Source organism: Thermosynechococcus sp. NK55a (assembly GCF_000505665.1).
Classification (GTDB): Bacteria; Cyanobacteriota; Cyanobacteriia; order Thermosynechococcales; family Thermosynechococcaceae; genus Thermosynechococcus.
On the sequence record NC_023033.1, the window covers coordinates 1,991,648 to 2,010,722 of the forward strand.

The 19,075-nt window shown below is 53.1% G+C and carries 19 protein-coding genes; 9 read left to right on the top strand and 10 right to left on the bottom strand.

The window, feature by feature from the left end; translation table 11 throughout:
- Window positions 1-129 precede the first annotated feature (129 nt).
- The gene (locus tag NK55_RS09650; RefSeq protein ID WP_024125538.1) at window positions 130-1,143 is read right to left on the bottom strand and encodes a zinc-dependent alcohol dehydrogenase family protein; all 1,014 of its coding nucleotides are present in this window, start codon (window positions 1,141-1,143) and stop codon (window positions 130-132) included.
- 492 nt (window positions 1,144-1,635) lie between these two features.
- Between NK55_RS09650 and NK55_RS09660 the strand changes: the two genes are divergently transcribed.
- On the top strand, window positions 1,636-2,358 hold the full coding sequence (locus NK55_RS09660) for an ABC transporter ATP-binding protein (RefSeq protein WP_024125539.1): 723 nt from the start codon (window positions 1,636-1,638) through the stop codon (window positions 2,356-2,358).
- On the opposite strand, the gene gmk is transcribed toward NK55_RS09660, so the two are convergent.
- On the bottom strand, window positions 2,355-2,930 hold the full coding sequence (gene gmk, locus NK55_RS09665) for a guanylate kinase (protein WP_024125540.1): 576 nt from the start codon (window positions 2,928-2,930) through the stop codon (window positions 2,355-2,357). The two genes, NK55_RS09660 and gmk, sit on opposite strands and share 4 nt — an antisense overlap.
- 76 nt (window positions 2,931-3,006) lie before the next feature.
- Here gmk and NK55_RS09670 point away from each other — a divergent pair, with 76 nt between their 5' ends.
- From NK55_RS09670 to NK55_RS14310, 5 genes are all read left to right on the top strand, one after another.
- Window positions 3,007-3,501, top strand: coding sequence for a biopolymer transporter ExbD (locus NK55_RS09670; RefSeq protein ID WP_024125541.1), 495 nt, complete (start codon window positions 3,007-3,009; stop codon window positions 3,499-3,501).
- Between the two features lie 9 nt (window positions 3,502-3,510).
- The gene (gene era / locus NK55_RS09675; RefSeq protein WP_024125542.1) at window positions 3,511-4,434 is read left to right on the top strand and encodes a GTPase Era; all 924 of its coding nucleotides are present in this window, start codon (window positions 3,511-3,513) and stop codon (window positions 4,432-4,434) included.
- Window positions 4,435-4,438: 4 nt separating this feature from the next.
- The gene (ureG, locus tag NK55_RS09680) at window positions 4,439-5,041 is read left to right on the top strand and encodes an urease accessory protein UreG (RefSeq protein WP_024125543.1); all 603 of its coding nucleotides are present in this window, start codon (window positions 4,439-4,441) and stop codon (window positions 5,039-5,041) included.
- Between the two features lie 471 nt (window positions 5,042-5,512).
- On the top strand, window positions 5,513-6,142 hold the full coding sequence (locus NK55_RS09685) for a DUF928 domain-containing protein (protein WP_041429226.1): 630 nt from the start codon (window positions 5,513-5,515) through the stop codon (window positions 6,140-6,142).
- Window positions 6,100-6,258, top strand: a complete 159-nt coding sequence (locus tag NK55_RS14310) for a DUF928 domain-containing protein (RefSeq protein WP_162147205.1) — start codon at window positions 6,100-6,102, stop codon at window positions 6,256-6,258. Before NK55_RS09685 ends, NK55_RS14310 begins: the two co-directional genes overlap by 43 nt.
- On the opposite strand, the gene NK55_RS09690 is transcribed toward NK55_RS14310, so the two are convergent.
- The 6 genes from NK55_RS09690 to NK55_RS09715 are packed head-to-tail and all read right to left on the bottom strand — an operon-like array spanning window position 6,255 to window position 11,804.
- Window positions 6,255-7,511 carry a DNA repair exonuclease gene (locus NK55_RS09690; protein ID WP_024125544.1) on the bottom strand — a complete coding sequence of 419 codons (1,257 nt, stop codon included), beginning with the start codon at window positions 7,509-7,511 and terminating at the stop codon, window positions 6,255-6,257. The genes NK55_RS14310 and NK55_RS09690 overlap by 4 nt on opposite strands.
- 13 nt (window positions 7,512-7,524) lie before the next feature.
- Window positions 7,525-8,979 carry a CIA30 family protein gene (locus tag NK55_RS09695; protein WP_024125545.1) on the bottom strand — a complete coding sequence of 485 codons (1,455 nt, stop codon included), beginning with the start codon at window positions 8,977-8,979 and terminating at the stop codon, window positions 7,525-7,527.
- Window positions 8,969-9,547: a tRNA (adenosine(37)-N6)-threonylcarbamoyltransferase complex dimerization subunit type 1 TsaB gene (gene tsaB, locus NK55_RS09700; RefSeq protein ID WP_024125546.1), complete on the bottom strand. Its 579-nt coding sequence runs from the start codon at window positions 9,545-9,547 to the stop codon at window positions 8,969-8,971. The genes NK55_RS09695 and tsaB overlap by 11 nt, the downstream gene beginning before the upstream one ends.
- A 40-nt stretch (window positions 9,548-9,587) precedes the next feature.
- A complete protein-coding gene (psb34, locus tag NK55_RS13270) occupies window positions 9,588-9,758 on the bottom strand; it encodes a photosystem II assembly protein Psb34 (RefSeq protein ID WP_024125547.1) in 171 nt (56 codons plus the stop codon).
- Between the two features lie 52 nt (window positions 9,759-9,810).
- On the bottom strand, window positions 9,811-10,974 hold the full coding sequence (locus tag NK55_RS09710; protein ID WP_024125548.1) for a glycosyltransferase: 1,164 nt from the start codon (window positions 10,972-10,974) through the stop codon (window positions 9,811-9,813).
- Window positions 10,971-11,804 (bottom strand): thiazole synthase, encoded by an 834-nt coding sequence (locus tag NK55_RS09715; RefSeq protein ID WP_024125549.1) that lies wholly within the window; start codon window positions 11,802-11,804, stop codon window positions 10,971-10,973. The genes NK55_RS09710 and NK55_RS09715 overlap by 4 nt, the downstream gene beginning before the upstream one ends.
- A 133-nt stretch (window positions 11,805-11,937) precedes the next feature.
- Here NK55_RS09715 and NK55_RS12505 point away from each other — a divergent pair, with 133 nt between their 5' ends.
- Together NK55_RS12505 and ribH are read left to right on the top strand one after the other, a co-directional pair.
- Window positions 11,938-12,390, top strand: a complete 453-nt coding sequence (locus NK55_RS12505; RefSeq protein WP_024125550.1) for a hypothetical protein — start codon at window positions 11,938-11,940, stop codon at window positions 12,388-12,390.
- A gap of 47 nt (window positions 12,391-12,437) precedes the next feature.
- Window positions 12,438-12,974, top strand: a complete 537-nt coding sequence (gene ribH / locus NK55_RS09725; protein WP_024125551.1) for a 6,7-dimethyl-8-ribityllumazine synthase — start codon at window positions 12,438-12,440, stop codon at window positions 12,972-12,974.
- A 34-nt stretch (window positions 12,975-13,008) separates the two neighbouring features.
- Here the strand turns inward: ribH and NK55_RS12510 are convergent, their stop codons facing one another.
- Together NK55_RS12510 and NK55_RS09735 are read right to left on the bottom strand one after the other, a co-directional pair.
- Window positions 13,009-15,888, bottom strand: coding sequence for a CHAT domain-containing protein (locus tag NK55_RS12510; RefSeq protein WP_157869716.1), 2,880 nt, complete (start codon window positions 15,886-15,888; stop codon window positions 13,009-13,011).
- A 146-nt stretch (window positions 15,889-16,034) separates the two neighbouring features.
- Window positions 16,035-17,867 carry a filamentous hemagglutinin N-terminal domain-containing protein gene (locus NK55_RS09735; protein ID WP_051372843.1) on the bottom strand — a complete coding sequence of 611 codons (1,833 nt, stop codon included), beginning with the start codon at window positions 17,865-17,867 and terminating at the stop codon, window positions 16,035-16,037.
- Window positions 17,868-18,049: 182 nt separating this feature from the next.
- Here NK55_RS09735 and NK55_RS09740 point away from each other — a divergent pair, with 182 nt between their 5' ends.
- Window positions 18,050-19,072, top strand: a complete 1,023-nt coding sequence (locus tag NK55_RS09740) for an aspartate-semialdehyde dehydrogenase (RefSeq protein ID WP_024125552.1) — start codon at window positions 18,050-18,052, stop codon at window positions 19,070-19,072.
- The last annotated feature ends 3 nt before the right edge of the window (window positions 19,073-19,075 follow it).

Here is a 19,075-nt window from a genome sequence, read left to right on the forward strand (position 1 = left end):
CCGGCGGCCGCAATAGCTGAGGCACCCGTTAAAACCCGTTAAAAATGGGGTAAACCCGATGGAGAACGCTGGGAAGCCTGTGGCTGGGGAGGGCGGCAAGGATTTGAGCAACCATAGGAAAATTCCCAATTAGGGGATGAGTACCACCTTCCCCTGCACCAAGCGTTGGCTGAGATAGCGGTGGGCATCGGCGGCAGCACCGAGGGGGAAGGTTTTATCCACAACAACCCGGAGCTCGCCGCGATCCACAAGGCTGGCCACCTGCTCTAGGATTTTGCCTTGATGGGCAAGGGCCTCCCGCAGGCCCATGAGTTGAGGGGTGAGCATCAGCGTGAGCTGAATCAAGAGGTTGCGTTGGCGGGCAATTTTCCATGGGGTATCGGCTGCGGGTTCCAAGAGGGTGGCGAGGGTGCCGTAGGGACGCACCGCCTTGAAGGTCTCGGCAAAGGTGGCACCCCCAACGGTATCAAGGGCAAGATCAACCCCCTTGCCGTCGGTCCAATCTAAAACCGCTTGCACCCAGTCGGTTGTTGTGTAGTTAATGGCGAGGGTTGCCCCCAAAGCTTCTGTAAATTGAGCTTTTGCTGGCGAACTGATGGTGGTGGCCACTTGCGCACCTGCGCGCTGCGCTAATTGAATGGCCAGATGCCCCACCCCGCCCGCGCCGGCGTGAATGAGAACGGTTTTTGCGGTAGAGAGGACATTCAACGCTGGGACTGCCCCGCGATCGCCCAAAGCTTCCCAAGCGGTAATGACGGCCAAGGGCAAAGCGGCTGCCTGAATAAAGGAGAGGGTTTTGGGCTTGTGGGCAACAGCAGCTTCCGGCACAACTGCATACTCGGCGTAACAGCCGCCGCGATCGCCCAAGCCGCCATAGCAGAAATAGACTTCATCCCCTATGCGAAAGCGCTGTACTGCCGCACCCACAGCCACCACTACACCGGCACCATCACAGCCGAGAATCGCTGGCCGGCGATCGGGAAAAAACGTGCCCCGCTGTCGTAGCTTAGTATCAATGGGGTTGACACTGGCTGCCCACAGTTGAATTTTCACCTCATCGGCAGCTTCAATCTGCGGCTCGGGCACCTCCCGTAGCACTAAAACATCGGGCTCGCCAAACTCAGTGATGGCAATGGCTTTCATGTTTTGGCTGGCTGGGAAAGCATCTCAGGACGAAATAACGCCCCTATTGTACTCCATCAACTCCACCGCCAAAGAACCCCCTCAAGGGGGAGTCATTGCCAACCCCTCCAGCACTGGTGGCTCCATTTTCAGCTGGGAAAGACTCCCTGCACAGACCCCCCTAGGCGGTAGGCTGGGACTACTATAAGCACAATCCCTTTGCAAGCATCTAGTCCAGATCATTATTTTGTTTTTGTAAAATTTTAATTTTAGATCCGCGGTTGCTCGGGGCGTAATCTCTCTCTAGGACCGGGTTTCCAGCAAATTCAAGCACCTCTAAATCTACCCGCAACTGTCCTAGGGCTGACAGCGTCGGGCCTTGCTAAAATCTTGGAGCAGAGAGAATATTTTTGTCTAGAGATGCTTGATCGACCGCCGTTGGGCACGCGATCGCCGCCGCAGGGGGAAGCCTCTATACTAGGATGTTGACCCTCTGGCCATTTGGTTTGCCCCATGAGCTTGCTCCAAGTCACTGATGTCTATGCCGGCTATATTCCCGATGTGGATATTTTACGGGGGGTTAATTTTCGCCTCGAAGCCGGGGAGCTCGTGGCTGTCATTGGCCCCAATGGCGCGGGAAAATCCACATTAGCAAAAACCATCGCTGGTTTGCTGACGCCCCGCCTTGGCACAATTACCCTTGCCGGAGAAGATATCACCTACCTGCGGCCTCACGAAATTGTCAAAAAAGGTATTGGCTACGTGCCGCAAATTGCCAATGTGTTCCGCTCACTCACCATTGAAGAAAATCTGGAGATGGGGGCCTTTACCAAAACCGGCAACCTCAAGGCCCTCAAAGAACGGGTCTATGACACCTTTCCCCGCCTGGCGGAGCGGCGACAGCAACGGGCCGGTACCCTTTCCGGGGGCGAACGGCAAATGTTGGCCATGGGACGCGCCATGATGCTGGATCCCCAAATTATGGTCTTGGATGAGCCCTCTGCTGCTCTTTCCCCAGCGCTGGTCAATGATGTCTTTGCCAAAATCAAAGAAATTAATGCCCAGGGCACCGCTATTATTCTCGTGGAGCAAAACGCCCGGAAAGCCCTTGCCATGAGCGATCGCGGGTACGTCTTAGAAATGGGTAAAGAGCGCTATGAAGGACTGGGCAGCGAATTACTCAATGACCCCAAAGTGGGAGAACTTTACCTCGGAATTGTGCGGGCACAGCCTTAGGGCGCTGGGCTAAAAATGGCCGTTTCAAGGGCAATCAGGCTTTTTTCTAGATCATCATTGACAATTTGCACATCAAATTCTGGGGCAGCAGCAATTTCAGTTTCCGCTTGAGCTAAACGGCGGGCGATCGCCTCCTCACTGTCTTGGCCACGGCTGCGCAGGCGGTGTTCCAGTTCTGCTAAAGATGGCGGCAAAATAAAGATGTGACGCGCTTGGGGATAGGATTGGCGCACTTGACGTGCCCCTTGCAGTTCAATTTCGAGGATCACGGTTTTCCCTTGGGCAATGAGTTGAACCAGGGGGTGGCGCGGTGTGCCGTAGTAATGACCTGCAAACTCCGCCCATTCCAAGAGTTGCCCAGCGGCAATCATGGCCTTAAATTCTTCTACAGAGACAAAATAGTAATCCACCCCTTCAACCTCTGTGGGACGCGGCGGCCGGGTCGTGGCCGAAACCGAAAATGCCAGTTCGGGATGGCGTTGCCGCAGTTGCCGTAGGAGCGTTCCTTTGCCGACACCACTGGGGCCAGTAATCACAATGAGTTGCCCGGGCTGGGGCGTTGCACTGGTCATAACTGCATAGGTGAGAAACTTTTTAATCCTACTGTGTTTGCTTAGAGTTTTATCATTAAGGCAACGTGGTTGAGGCATGACCGTGAAGATTCATTTGCCCACTGAAAGTGACAATGTCCGCATTGAAATGCTGCCCCTGATTGATGTGGTCTTTTGTATTCTCACGTTCTTTATTTTGGCGGCGGTGAGTCTGACGCGGCAGCAGGCGATTACGTTGAATCTGCCCCAAGCCAGCACCAGTCAAGCCCAGTCGCAAAAGATGCTGGTGGTGAGCATTGATCCGGCAGGGCAACTCTTTGTGGATAAAGACCCAGTCGACCGCAGTGAACTCTATCAACGCTTGGCCACATACTTGAAAACCAATCCCCAGGGCATGGTAATTTTGCGGGCGTCGCAGGTGGTCAGCTATAACGAAGTCATCCAAGTCTTGGATCTTCTGCGATCCCTAGGGGGCAATCGGGTGGCCTTGGCCACTCAACCCGTTGAACAGCCGGTGCTCAGCACGGAGACCCGCCCTACCCCCCTCCCCTCGCCGCCGGCTAACGACCAACCCATACCCGCCAATCCCTAGGGCGTTACCGTGGAACCGATTTCCAGTATTCCTGTGGCCCCGGTGGGCTTTCGCTCTGGCTTTGTGGCCTTAGTGGGTCGTCCCAATGTCGGTAAGTCCACGCTCTTCAACCATCTGCTGGGACAAAAGGTAGCCATTACCTCCCCTGTGGCGCAAACCACCCGCAACCGCTTACGGGGCATTCTGACAACGGCAACAGCGCAATTTATCTTTGTGGACACACCGGGCATCCATAAGCCCCACCATCGCCTTGGGGAAGTGCTGGTGCACAATGCCAAAGGTGTTCTCAAGCGGGTGGATGCGATTGTCTTTGTGGTGGATGCTGCTAGTCCGCCGGGTCGGGGCGATCGCTACGTGGCGGATCTCCTGACAACGACTCCATCGCCCGTTCTTATGGCCATCAATAAAATTGACCTGCTGCCAGCAGCGGAGCGAGAACAGCGGCAACAGGACTATCAAACCCTTGGCCCTTGGCCGGCCTATCCCTGCTCAGCACTGACTGGAGAGGGAGTTGGTTTGCTGCAATCGGCGATCGCGGCGCAGTTGCCCCTTGGTCCCTATTACTATCCACCGGACATGGTTACCGATCAGCCGGAGCGATTCATCATGGCAGAATTAATCCGTGAACAAATTTTGCACCACACCCGCGAGGAAGTCCCCCATTCAGTAGCCGTAACAATTGAACAGGTGCAGCAGGTGCGCAACCTCACTCATGTGCACGCGGTGATTTATGTGGAGCGTCCAACGCAAAAGGCTATCATTATTGGCCAAGGGGGTCAGTTGCTCAAACAAATTGGCACCGCTGCCCGCCAAGAAATTGAAACCCTCATTGGTGGCAAGATCTATCTAGAACTGTTTGTCAAGGTGCGCCCCCGCTGGCGACAGGATCGGTTGCGCTTAGCGGAGTTGGGCTATCGCATTGAGAAGGATTGAGAACATGGAGACAGTATTGCGAGTCGGTGTGGCAGGGCCCGTGGGTTCAGGTAAAACCGCTCTTGTGGATGCTCTTTGTAAAGCCTTGCGCGATCGCTATCGCCTCGGGGTCGTGACTAATGATATTTACACCCAAGAGGACGCTCAGTTTTTGGTGCGTTCCCAAGCCCTTCCCCCAGAGCGAATTCTTGGCGTTGAAACGGGGGGATGTCCCCACACCGCCATTCGGGAAGATGTTTCCCTCAACCTAGCGGCCATTCAGCAATTGGAAACAGCTCTTCAGCCTTTGGATCTGATTTTTGTTGAGAGTGGCGGCGATAATTTGGCTGCGACATTTAGCCCGGAACTGGTGGATTTAACGATTTACGTGATTGACGTGGCTGCTGGCGATAAAATTCCTCGCAAGGGCGGGCCTGGCATTACCAAGTCGGATTTATTGGTGATTAATAAAATTGATCTTGCCCCCTATGTGGGTGCTGATTTAGAGGTGATGAAACGGGACACCCTAAAAATGCGGGGCGATCGCCCCTATGTGATGACAAACTTGAAAACTGGCCTTGGGCTAGATCAGGTGATTGCTTTTCTCACATTCCACCTGGCAGCATAAATATCATCACATGGAATTTGACCCAATGCACAACAAGTCACTGGTCATCATCACTGGCACTGCAACAATTTGCCCCTTAAAATCGTTCTATCGGTGTTGACAGCTAGGAAGTATGATGAACTACCCATGGTTCTCACGGTTCTCATGCCCTTATTTGCCGCTCTGGTTCGACCTACGATGTGCTTACCGCAAAGCACGTTGTCAATTGTAGGGATAATTACCGTGTGATTCCTATCAGGAGGCCTACGCCTGATTTCAATGGGATTAAATTTTTGCCGATACAGAACCGATACAGATTTAGCTGTTGTGGAATTCACGAGCCCAAAAACCCAAAAAAGACTATCCGGTAGCTACGCTAACAAACTCTAACTTTGCCAAGAAAGGGTCACAGGTCTGTAGCGCTGGATCGCTGCAGCCCTGGGGCAAGTGAGTTCCTATTCATTGCCTGTTCAATTGCGAGGATTGAGTGATATGGCGATTCAAGGGGGGAGCCGCCCCATTGCTGTGCTCCTCAGTTTGGCAGTGGGCATGATTGGAGCGATCGCCCATGCCTCTTGGGCAAGTTATCGTCCACCTGCAAACATTGGCCGCCCCGGTAATCGTGAGGGAGCCGCAACGCGAATTGCCCGTCCCATGCTGCTGCGGGAGAGTACCGGTAGTACCGAAAGGTGTCTGACTGAGCCAAAGCAAACCGTGGTTGCCCTCGTGCCCAAGGATAACAATGGCCTCAGCAGCACATCCACCCCCGCCCTCTATAGCTTCATTCCCGCCAATAGGGGAGCCGCCCTAACCCTGACCCTGCGGGATCCCCAAGGTACAGAAGTCTATCGCCAAGAGCGTCCTGCCCCCACAGCAGCGGGCATTATTGGCTGGCCCGTGGAGAATGTCTCCCTCAAAAACGGTGTGGATGACCAGTGGCAACTGACTCTCACTTGCACCAATGGCACCACGGCCCTCAAAACTGTCAGCTGGTTGCGACCGGTGCCCTTATCCCTCAGCCAACAGCAGCGAATTGTCCAAGCTAAAGATGTAGCGGATGCCTTTGCCGTGGCAGGCTACTGGTACGATGCCCCCTCAATCAACTTGCTCAACAACGCCTAGCGCAGCCGGAGAATGCCCAACTCCAGCAAAAATGGCAAGCCCTCTTACCGTCTGCCCCTGTTCAGTTGACCAATGTGGCGAATCAACCCCTCCTTCCCTGGCCATCCCAGCCCTAGCTCCCTAGGGAGAGACTTGCCAGCCACTCGTAGAGGTCAGGAATATTGGCATTGGGTTGAAGGAGATCCTCCTTCATGCGCATGAGTGCCTTGGCCAAAGGTTGGGCGCGATCGCGATACTCTGCGACACTGGCCAGCAAATCTGTAAACACCTGTTCTTCGATCTGGGCGCGAGGGGGTGGCTCAGCCGTTGCATCACGGTAGGTTTCATAGGCCACAGGGGTTGCGGCAAACCCCAGTCGAAAAATAAAAGCCTTAGCTGCCTCTTGTAGTTGCCCTTGGAGCGATCGCACAGACAACTCACCGCGCTCAAAGCCCACTTCTCCTTTGAGGCTGACTTCAACAATCGCCTCTGCCATGTCTGACTGATGCCGCTGCACCAATTGCTGGAGTCGGCTCTCCACCTGGCTCACGGTGTCACTGGGGGTGAGAGTAAGGGTGTAGCGATGGATGGGACGCTGCCAATAGTCGCGCTTGAGTTCCGCCTGGGGTGGTCCCTGATCAAGGCTGACCAACAGTACTCCCCGTGGATTTTGCTGCTGATTTTCCTGAATCGAATTGGCCTCAACGGAGCCGGGATTAAAGATCCAGTCCTCAACGGCATAGTGGCGATGGATATGCCCTAAGGCCAGGTAATCCACACCCGCTTGGCGCAGGGGTAGGAGTTCGTTGTAGCGCAATGCCCCTTGGTAGCGGGAGACTTGCCCCTCAAGACCGTGGTGAAAGAGCAGAATCGTCGCACCAGCAGCGGGGGGCAGTGCCTGAATTTGGCTAGCAAGCTGTTGAATGGCCCGGGGGGCACTGGCACCATACCACTGGGAACCAATTACGCGCACACCACAGGGAAGATCAATATACCCACCCCGCACTGTTTCTGTATCCCAGGGCTGGAGAGCACCTGTCTCGTCGGGTTCCAAAAGATAGAGGTAGTCCTTTTCGCAGAGGTAGCGTAGCCAATTGGACTTGACACCGTAGGGGCAGTTGTCGTGGTTGCCCTCAATGGCGAGCACTGGAATTCCCGCCGATCGCACCTTATCAAGGACGTATTCCGCCTGATTGAGAATGCCGGGGGTAATCATCCGCTCCTCAAAGAGATCACCGGCAATCAGAACAAAGTCGACCCGTGCCTCGATGGCGTAGGTTTCCAAGGCACTGTCAAAGGCACGGAAAAAGTCCAGCATGCGGCTGGGGTTGTCTTGGCGATATTTGTTGTAGCCCAGGTGGACATCGGCAACATGCAGAAACCGCACCATTTGACCCTGTCTCCTAGGGACGATCGCTGGCAAGTTGGGCAAGGCGGACTGCCCAATTGGGATAGGCCTCTGCTGCTTGATCGGTGGCTACCACTTCCACAGTGCGATAGCAGGCCACAGGCAAGTTTAACAAACTGGCCAGAAATGCAGCTAAATCTTCACGACTCAGAAAACCCGTCAGGCGATCGCCTTGATCCAGGCGCAGTTCTTTGCCGCCGGGCTGATCCGTCAGACCACAGGGACGGACAATCGTATAGGGAAGACCACTTTGGCGCAGCATATTTTCCGCTGCTAGTTTCCACGTCAGGAGGCCCCCCAATTGTTTGTTGTATTGAACCGCCAAGGGCTGTCCCTTAACATCAAGATTTGCTTGCTGCGGACGGGTAACCCCAGCAGAACTGACCTGAATAATGCGAGGTAAGGGCAAGCCCCCATAGGCTTGGATGAACTCTATCTCAAGCCTGAAGGAGCCGGGGCGAAAGTGAGGGTTGAGGGCACCGTCATACTCAAACTTGCTCAGCATCAGTTGCAGTGAGTAAATTTGCCCCACATTCAGCGGCGGGGCATTGGTGGCCGTGCGTGCCCGAAATACAGGGATAAAGTGGCTAAAGGGCAACTCAACCGTGATCCACTGATCGGCCGCCGTATCAAAAGAGATGGCATAGCCGACGCCATCCCAAGCGGGGTCACTGCGTAGGAAAAATTTATAGCGCTGGCCATCGCCGCGAACCCGTAGTTGAATGCCCGTATATCCTTGGAAATTGAGCGGTGGGGTGAGGTTGCGGGTGCGAATCGAGACAAAGCCCCCAGAATTTTCTGTAGAAACCACCCCTGTGAAGAGAGCACTGTGATCCTTGAGGTAAAACTGGCTGGCACTGACGCCGCCCATGACCACATCATCAAGGGCACCCCAAACTTCCTTCAGAGGCGGCGTGGGATAGCGATAGTCAAAGAGAGGATAGGTGTTGGGTTGACTTTGAAAATAGGGTTGGGCACGTTCCAACAGATGCCGCATCCCCTCAAATTCAACGGCCTCTGGGCTAGCACCGACAATTTCAAGGCCCGGAGGTGGCGCGTTGGGATTGGGCTGTACCTTTGCCCCGACACAGTTGATCACCGCTCGACTCCCCTGCAGGAGATCCGCAGGCAAGGGCTGAGTCACATCGGCAACGACAATCTCTAAAAAGGGGTCTGGGGGAAGCCCACTTTCAGCCTTGGCGCGATCGCGCACCACTGCCCGCACAGCATAGCCTTGACCCAAGAGGGTTTTCACCACGGCTTGACCGGTTCGACCCGTTGCCCCCATAACCACCACCAGGCCACTGCCCCGATAGGCGGGCGGCTTGAAGAGATCCGGTAAAAGGGGGGACAGCACGGGGCGCAGAGGCTCCAGCGTTCCTACAAAAGGTAAGGTTTGAAAAAAGCGCAGTGTATCGAGAAAGCGACCAAGTTCCCAGTTATTTGCCATAGAGGGGCACCACGCTTGACCAGTGGGGGAATTTTTCCCCTGCCCTTAGTGTATCGTGCCACTGTTGGGCTGCCCATGTCAGCAAAGCCCGGCCATAGTCGCTGAGATGGGGAGGGCGCAGGTGTTTGGAGGGGTGGGGCCAAGTGGCTAGGAGCGCCTCTGCCTCGCTGTCTGTGACCAGGCGATCGCCCCAAAGGGCGTGGAGACGCCCTCCCTGATAGCGATAAATGCCAAGGTATTGATGCCCCTGCTGGGCGCGGCGTGACACGATCCCATCCTCTTCTAGGAGTGCGTTGCGATAGTGCCAGGCCATTGTGCCCAGGCTAGACAGACCCAAAAGAGGGACTTCCAATTGTTGGGCCAGTATGCGGGCAGTGACGACCCCCAACCGCGTTCCCGTAAAGCTGCCCGGACCACAGCCAATGGCGATCGCCCCCAGTTTAGCCCAAGTGTAACGACCCATGAGTTCCCCAAGGCAGGGGTGAAGTTGGCTGGCCAGTTCTCGACCCAAGGGCCATGTTTTCACCTCCAGCAGTTGATCCGCCTCCAGATCATAGAGACCGGCCACCAGTGTAGCATCACTCGTATCAAAGCCAAGACAAAGCAGATTAGCTCACTCCGATAGCGATCGCCACCAAGCCAGCCACTAAGAGCAATCCACCCCCAACCAACAGGGCTGCCCGTACTTTTTGCTGAGGTGTCCAAGGCTGCGCTTGATAGACCTTGGGTTCAATGGCAAAGTTGTTGAGGCGACCGCCCTCATCGGTGGTATAGCGCATCGAAACAAACCTCAATTCAGCGTTACAGTGCAGCTATTTTAACAAGCGAGCTTTAGGACTCTTGAGAATCCTTAACAATTTCTTGCAATTGACCATGCCGATCCAGGCGTAACCAACGACCGCGCCAGTAGATGCGATTACCAAAACAGCCCCCCAACCAAATCAGGAAACTCATCACATCCCGCAGAGGCAATAGCCACAACCACAACAGCAGCCGCGGCGTGCCCATCAAAACAATGCTGATCACGGCCTGCAACCAGCGAATCCCCTGCACCGTCAAAAAGAGCCCTAAGGTCCAAGGTGTTGGAAACAGACCCCACAGCAGGGCACTATAGACAGTGCCAAACGTCAACACTATGCCAAAATACTGATTGCCGCGATTGCTGCGAATACTGCGAGACCAGCGCAGTTCCCGTTGGACAGCCTTGAGAAAGGAATCATTGCCACAGTCATTGTCAAGGATATAGGTGGATAACTCCACCCGGTACCCCGCCCGCCAAGCCGCATATCCCAATTGATAATCTTCACCAACACGATTGAGGGCAATCTCAAAACCGCCAATTTTTTCTAGAACCTCCCGCCGCAACAGCACTGTAGGTCCAATGGCAAAACGCAGTCCCCCATCTAGGCGCCGCGCAACCAGCACACTAGGAATGAAGTCCAGACACCGCCCCAGGGCGACAAAGGCGGCTCCTAACCTTTGGGGCTGGTGATCGATGTAACCGCAGGTAACGACTCCCACCTCCGGATCCGCTAACGGTTGGGTTAGGGTGGCTAGGTAATTGGATCGAACCCGCACGTCACTATCTGTTTCCACAACCACGCCATAGCGCGCATGGGCAAATAGTTGCGATACGTTGCTGGTCTTTAGGTTGACGCCACGAATTTGGCTACAAAAATACCAACGGGCACGGTGGGGATAGGTTTCACAAATTGCCTGCAGGACGGGTATAGCAGGATCATTGGGGTTTTGCACACCAAAGAGAACTTCGTAAACGGGGTAGTTTTGCTCACACAGCGAGGACCAATTTTGCCATGCCCTTGCCTCTAAGCCACACACAGGCACCAAGATCGAGACTGCGGGCAAGGTCTCTAGGGGGGCGGTTTTCTCCTTTCTGAAATTTGTGAAAAATTGCCAAGTGAGTGCCCCTGCGACAATATAGAAAAGGGCCCCTGTACAGCTCAGCAGGGTGAGAAGAATGAGCACAAGACTCATGATCTAGCCGTAATGGTGCCACTTAGGGGTGAACTGGCACTGGCATAGGCTTTGACGGGAATGCGCCCCGCTAAGTAGGCAAGGCGGCCAGCAGTGGTTGCAAGTGCCATGGCTTTGGCCATTGCTGGGGCATTTCCCGCTTGGGCGATCGCCGTATTAATCAACAGAGCATCGGCTCCCAATTCCATGGCAGCGGCAGCCTCACTGGGCGTGCCAATCCCCGCATCCACCACAACGGGAACACTGGCTTGATCAATAATGATTTGGATATTGGCAGCATTGCGCAAACCTTGCCCTGAGCCAATGGGGGAAGCCAAAGGCATTACGGTGACACAGCCCACTTCCTCAAGGCGTTTGGCCAGCAGGGGATCTGCATTGATGTAGGGAAGAACTGCAAACCCTTCTTTGACCAGTTGCTCAGCTGCAACTAAGGTGCCAAAGGGGTCGGGCAACAGATACTTAGGATCCGGAATCACCTCAAGTTTGACAAAGTTGTTATCTTCTTGACCCAAGAGCTTGGCCATTTCTCGGCCTAAACGGGCAACGCGAATCGCCTCCTCAGCGGTTTGGCAGCCAGCGGTGTTGGGCAGTAGCCAGATTTTACTCCAGTCAAGGGCATCCACAAGCCCTTCATGACCCGGGGCATTGGTTTGAACGCGACGTACGGCTACCGTAACAATTTCGCAACCGCTTGCGGCAACACTGGCCTGCAGATCTGCAATGGAACGATACTTACCCGTACCAGTCATCAGACGTGAACGAAATTGCCGCCCAGCGATCATTAGCGGGGCATCTTCAATCAACTGCTCAGGAGGAGGCGCAGTCACCATGATGTCCTTGTGAAGTGAAAAGCACTAGGGTTTGCTTTTCTACAATATCAGGGTTACGCTCTTTGCTGCTGCGACCTTGGAAAACTTATGGCATCATAGAGGCACCATAATCACAGGAGTGCAACATTGGTGCATGGCACACATTGGCAACAATGCCGCCATTCAGGCTGCCGATCGCCTGCTACGCCAGTATGGGTTTGATTTGGATGGCTCCTCAGTTGAGGTCATCTTAGATCGCTGGTTGCGTCATTTTCCTCCCCGCTGGATTCGCCTCGCACTCATTGAAGCCCTTTATCTGGGGCGTTATAAAGCCATCTCTGTAGAGCAAATTTTAGAGCTGTGGCAACGGCGTGAGCAACCAATTTATCACTTCAACAGTGAGTTTGAAGCCATTATCTGCCAGTCATTGCCCGTTAGTGTGCCGGAACCTCCTCCTTCTCGCCTTTTAGAGACACCCAGCAATACCAGAATCAGTGAATTCCACCCCGATTCAGTTTCTGACCCATTTGTTACCAAGTTAACCAGTATTGTGCAGCAGTGGCAGTCCCAAGACTTCCTCGTGGAGCAAGGCGATCGCTCCTCCTAGGCCGTTGCAGGTTATACTCTTTTGGGTAAGATTTGGCACCTCCACCTATGGCTGTTTTTGAAGGCACCTATCAAGTTCTGGGAACGCCTCGCTTTGGCATTGTGATTTCCCGTTTCAATGATCTGATTACAACCAAGCTGCTAGAGGGTTGCCAAGATTGTCTGCGTCGTCATGGCATTGATCCCAATCCCCACGGTTCTCAAGTGGACTATGCTTGGGTACCTGGTAGTTTTGAAATCCCCCTTGTGGCAGCTCAACTGGCGGCCAGTCGTCGCTATGCTGCCATTATTTGTCTGGGGGCAATCATCCGTGGCCAAACCCCCCACTTTGATTATGTGGCTGCTGAAGTCACCAAAGGTATTGCCACTGCCTCTATGCAAACCGGTGTGCCCATTATCTACGGCATTCTCACGACTGATACGATGCAACAGGCCCTTGAGCGCGCTGGCATCAAAAGCAATAAAGGTTGGGAATATGCCCTCAATGCCCTGGAAATGGCAACCCTGATGCAAACTCTCCCCAGTGCCATCAATCCACCAACAACCAAACTCAGCCCCAGTACCCGTGTTCTCACGGATGGGTAATCCCAAACGGTCAAGCAGAAATTGCCCCCCAGAGCTACCAAGGACTGCCAATCATCGTAAATGCTGCCCAAAAGTATGGATGGGAAAGTAGACGCCCACCCCCAGGTTGAACTTCTTGGGGCAAAGGAATCGAAAGCCCTCCCCGCAGTCCAGCACTGCGCAGATGATTCTCCTCAATCACAACCTGCCCGCGGATCATGGCAAGCTGCGCCTGTCGCAAAGCCTCTGCCTTAATCGGAGCAGTTCTCAACTGGTCATAAAATGCCGTCATCAAGGCTAGTGTTCCTTCATCACTGACATACCAAAGGCTGGCAACCGAACTCTTCACACCTGCTTGGAGTGACAGTCCAGCAAACCCAAGTTCTGCATTGGCATCTCCTACTGCTGTGCGACAGGCACTCAGCGTCATTAGCTCTGTGGGTGGCTTGAATAAACGCAACTGCCCTAATTCAGCCATTGAAAGCCGCCTATCCCAAAACTGAATATAGGAATTTTGTGGCTTACCTACATTAAATTCAGCATGGGTCGCCAGATGCAGGATAGGATAGAGACTGCGCCGCCGCTGGGTTTCCAAGTTTGAGACCGTAAAAGCTTCATTGAGCAATACTTGCCCTTGACCTACCAGTTGAGTAATTGTTTGTAGCTCGATGGGAACTGCTGGCAAAGGACTTTGATCTGTGAACTTGGAGGCGCCTATTGCCAATACCGAGGCATTTTGCAACGGTTGGTAGCGGGTATCCACCAAGTTAATACTCGGAATGAGACCCAGGTTATAGCGTTCCACTAGAAACTGACCATTACGACCTATTGGACTATCACTAACTGTCGAGGAAATAAGATTTGACCCCGTGTGCAAAGCAGCGATCGGCACACTCCGTAACCCTTGATCAAGGGCAAAAACCAGTGTATTAATGCCTCGTGCTTGCAATTCAGTATCAACGCTACCCATGATCAATTGGTAGAGCTGCTGCGCGAAGGGCAGATAGGATTGGCTATTGGTTTTTGTTGGATCTCGCACTTCGCGGTTAAAAGCAGCAATGACGCGGCGCACGACTTCTTGGGGTACTCGAACGGATTGATAAATCGGTTCCCCTTGAGGCGTGATAATGAATATATCTAACTGGTTGGGTCGCCAAAAGACATGGGTCAGCGCAGGTTTTTGACCTGTTTCTTGAGCTATACGCCCCAATGATTCCTTGATTTGATCAATGTCAAGGAACTGTAGTCCCTCTTGGCCGGGAGTACTCAAAAATTCACTAAAGTACTCACCAAACTCAAAGGAATAAAGCTGCTGCAGCAGTTTGATAGCACTGTTGTAATCTCCCTGATCAAAAGCGGTACTGATTTGCTGACGGATGATTTCAATGCCGGGAAAGTAAAAGACTTGAGCGGTATTCTGGGGCAGTTGAGTGCTTTGTATCTCCTGGCCAAGATCTTGTTGAATTTGGGATTCTGGAGGTACTGGTGGGGGTGCTTGAGACACCCGATAGAGAAAACCAGGACCAGAAAATAGAGCAGGCTCAGGATAGGTGGTGTTGAATTGCTCTGAACCCGCGAGGCCGCCATTAATATTGAGATTTGGGTCAGTTGAATAAACGAGCCAGCGACCATTGGGGGTACTGAAGACATTTGGCCCATAGTTGTTAATAAAGTTATTTTCTGCAACAAGGACAATCGCATCCCCAGTCCCAACACCAGAAATTGGGGCATTAAGAACGATATCGCCTGTTAATGTTCGCAGGAAAATGCTGCGCCCTGTAATGCCTGTTGGATTAACACTGCCGACGGTAAGGGTACTGTTATTGACAAATTGCAAATCCCTCGAACTATTCAACTGAGCAGCCAGTGTCCCCACCTGGTTATTCGGGTTAGTCAAAATTGCACTGCCATCTTGTAAAGTTAAACCCAAGCTGCCTGCTCGGATGGGCGCACTTTGCGTTAGGTTCCCACTGTTTAAACTGAGGATTAGGGTATTGCCGTTGGTATTAATGCCAGTGGTCAGACCATTGACACCGTTGTTGAAACTGACGATACCTAGAGCGCCTTGATTACTCAAGTTCACATTTCCAGTGACATTTCCTGAGAGTGCCTGAAACTCATTGTTGGCATTGCTGAGGTTGAAAGTCCCCTGTCCGAGGAGTTGGAGCGTTCCCCCAGAAATGGTATGGCTGCCCTGAGTAACGCCACCACCGCTATTGAGTGTCAGATTACGACCATAGAGATTCGTTGTGCCAGAGCCATTGAACTGAATACCTAGGGAACTGGCGGCGGGGGTTTGTAGGGTGAGATTGTAGTTGAGGCTGAAGGGGCGAACATCAATGGGACCAGTGCCACTAGGATGACCGATGGTAATTAATGAAAAGCCACCCCTGATTTGGTTGAGGAGAGACTGATTAACGATTAGGTTACCCGTTGCACCATCGCCAAGGCCAACAGGGGTAGCCGCATCAATCGGTTGAAAGACAAGGTGGCCTGCCCCGTCACTATGGATATCTAGTGAGGTGGGATCACCGGAGATCTCAATCCCCCCTTGGGCTGCTAATGTGAGCACGCCATCTTGAACAGCAACAGTCAGGGAATCAGAGAGTACCAGACCGGGATTACCATCAGTGCCGCGACCTTCGATAAGAATATTCCCATGGCCAGTCGTTCTGACTGCAGCGGGGTCAGTTGGGCCAGCGTCGAAACGAATCCCAGGGCCTGATTGCCCCCCTGTGCCCCTGAGGGTGAGGTTGCCACCTTGACTAATGATCCTGGTGGAGTTGATCTTGATGCCCGTGTTGTTGACCGCAGGACCGGTACCGCCAGTACCTGTAAGGGTAATATTCCCTGTCGTGGTTTGAATTTGTGACCCTTTAAGACCGATGCCAACTTTGGAAAATACTTTAGGGCCGCTGCCGCCCGCGCCGGTCAAGGTAAGATTGCCAGCCTCGGCCCCGATTGAGGAGTTCTGAATTGAGATACCATCCAAAGCGCTATAACTACTACCACTAGAACCACCTGTCCCTAGAATGGTGATCTCCCCAGACCCGGAGGTGAGGATTGAACTGTTACTGATCTCTACCCCGCTAGTTGTTGTTGCACCACTGCCATGAATCCTAATATGGCCACCACCTGCATTGAGAGTAGAGGATTGGATACCAACCCCAGCAGTGGTGACACCGATCGCTGGACTGGTGAAAGGATTAGAACCGCCCCCAAAACAATATTGCCACCGTTAGAAATCAGTGAGACTGAGCTTAATTGAATGGTACCGGCACCGTTGTTATCAGCATCGGCATGGAGAATGATATTTAGTCGGCCTACGTCTGAGCGAATGTTATAAGAATAAACAAAAATGTTATTTGCGGCTTGGAAAGTTAGGGAGGCGTCTCCCCCTGCTGTCTTGGTAATAGGAGCAGCAATAGTAATATTACCCGCTTGGCTTCCAGTATCGCCAGTTGTGATGATGACACTAGTCCCGGAATTCAGAGCAGCTTCAATGGCGGTATTCGCAACAGAGGCATTATCATCTGTGGGGGTAAAAATATCAGGATTGGTACCAGAAAATGTACCCTTACTGGTGCCGCCGCTAATGGTGACATTGCGTGGGTCAAGGAGCCATGTACCGGACTGACCATTAGCTGCAGTGGCATCTACTGTTCCCCAAACGCTCAGTAATTCTCGACCGGAGGTTTCAACAAAGCCCCCATTACCGCCAAGTTGGCCACCGCGTGCAGTGATAGTGCCGCCAAATTGAGTGCTGTTGTCTGCCCATGCAATGACGGTGCCACCATTGCCTTGATTGAGAGCATCTGCTGCCATCAGACTGCCGCTGTTGATAAAGAGATTCTGGGCATTGAAACTGCTATGCAATCGGTTGGTGCCAGTGGTACCTCCTAGGTAATCGCCCCCCAACAGAATCGTGCCACCCCCGAGCTGACCAGAAGCGGTTAAGTTGGTATTGATGAGGGCGATATTTTGACCGGTGATCGTGATTTTGCCACCAGTACCTATGGGATTGGCGACGGAAAGGCTGCCACTGATGACGGCGGTGTTGGTTGTGGTGGGGATTTTACTGGGGTCATGGACAAGGTGAATGGTGCCATCGGGGTTTCGAATGACGCTGTTGACAGGTTGTGAACCCTGGCCAGTGAGTAAGCTGGGTAAGTCCACAGCAGCGATCGCTCCTCCAGAGGGTAGTCGCTCCTGAGGAATCTCAAGGCTGAGCAGCATTCCCTCTTGGGAGACACGCACCATTCCTGTTTCAGGTACAGCTACAATGTGGATATTTCCTGCGGGGGCTGCGAGTATACCTGTGTTGATCACTTGGTATGCCATCAGGCTGAGGGTTTGACCCCTAGCAACCCTAAGCTCACCTTCATTGATGATGAGGCCTTTGCTCAGAAATTCAAAACCGCTGGGCTGACTATTGAGGGATAGATAGAGATTCTGGCCATTGACATCAAAGACCCCTCCCTCAAACAGCACCCGTTGAGCAGTGGAGGCATGGAAAGCAGCGGGAAGATTCAAGCGGGCATTGGGGCCAAAAACAATCCCCGCAGGGTTGAGCAGATACAGGTTGCTGTTGCCACCCGTGATTTGAATCAAGCCATTGATATAACTGGCGTTGCCACCATTGACGCCCGCAAGAATGTTGCGAATTTGCGGATTAGAGAGAAAGTTGGCGATTTGGCCATTGCCAACATTGAAGTCACGGAAGAGGTGAAAGAGATTTTGACCATTCCCCGATAGGCTGCCACCGCTAATATCAATCTGTTGACCATTGTGGATGACGGTGGTGTTAGTGCCATTGATAGCTGGGGTGATCTGGCTGTAAACAGCGTCACTGCACAGTCCCAGTCCCCCAAAGGCTAAGGCAATGGTAAATAGATACCGCTGTAGAGTTTTCACGATTCCAGTCTCCAGATAATTCATCGAGTCGTGCCTCTGGAGACTCTTGTGGAGGAGTGCAGAGGCTGTGGTGGAAATTGGCAATAACCATTATAGGTAGAACAATAAAATTCCCAAAATGCTATGCTTTGTTACTTCTCAATCCGTAACGATCATAGAATGAGCTTATATTCCTAGGAGTAATGGTCTTGGCACAGGGATTACGGGTTGGCATTTTAGGAGCCACAGGTGCGGTTGGCACGGAAATTTTGGCAATTTTGGCGGAACGGTCGTTCCCAGTAGCAGAGTTGCGTCTGTTGGCTTCGCCTCGTTCAGCAGGTCAAACCCTCTCGTTTCGTGAGACCGTGCTGTCTGTAGAGGCGGTGAGTGAACAGACCCTCAAAGGGTTGGATCTCATTCTGGCTTCGGCGGGGGCAAGTGTGTCGCGGCAGTGGCTGCCGATCGCGGTCAAAGGGGGGGCGATCGCCATTGATAATTCCAGTGCCTATCGCATGGAACCCAATGTTCCCTTAGTGGTGCCCGAAGTCAACCCTGAAGATCTAAAAACACACCAAGGCATCATTGCCAATCCTAACTGCACAACAATTTTGATGACGGTTGCGCTATGGCCATTGCATCAGGTGCGACCGATGCGGCGGATTGTGGCGGCCACCTATCAGTCGGCCAGTGGGGCGGGGGCAAAGGCCATGCAAGAACTCAAGGATCAAGCCCTCGATATTCTAAAGGGACAGCCACCGCGCACAGCGGTCTTTCCCTATCCCTTGGCCTTTAACCTCTTTCCCCACAATTCTCCCCTCAATGAGCAGGGCTACTGCCAAGAGGAAATGAAGATGGTCAATGAAACCCGCAAAATTTTCCATGCCCCCCAGTTGCGGCTAACGGCCACCTGTGTTCGGGTGCCCGTGTTGCGTGCCCATTCGGAAGCCCTCAATGTGGAATTTTTTGAGCCTTTTCCACTGCAGGAGGCCCGCGATCGCCTGCAAACAGCGCCGGGGGTACAGTTTGTTGAGGATTGGCAGCGCAATTATTTCCCCATGCCCCTCGAGGCAACAGGTAAGGACCCAGTACTTGTGGGCCGGCTGCGCCAAGATATTTCAGAACCCAATGCCCTTGAACTATGGCTGTGTGGGGATCAAATTCGCAAGGGAGCGGCATTGAATGCGGTGCAAATTGCTGAATCCCTGATTGCCCAAGGATTGCTTTAACTC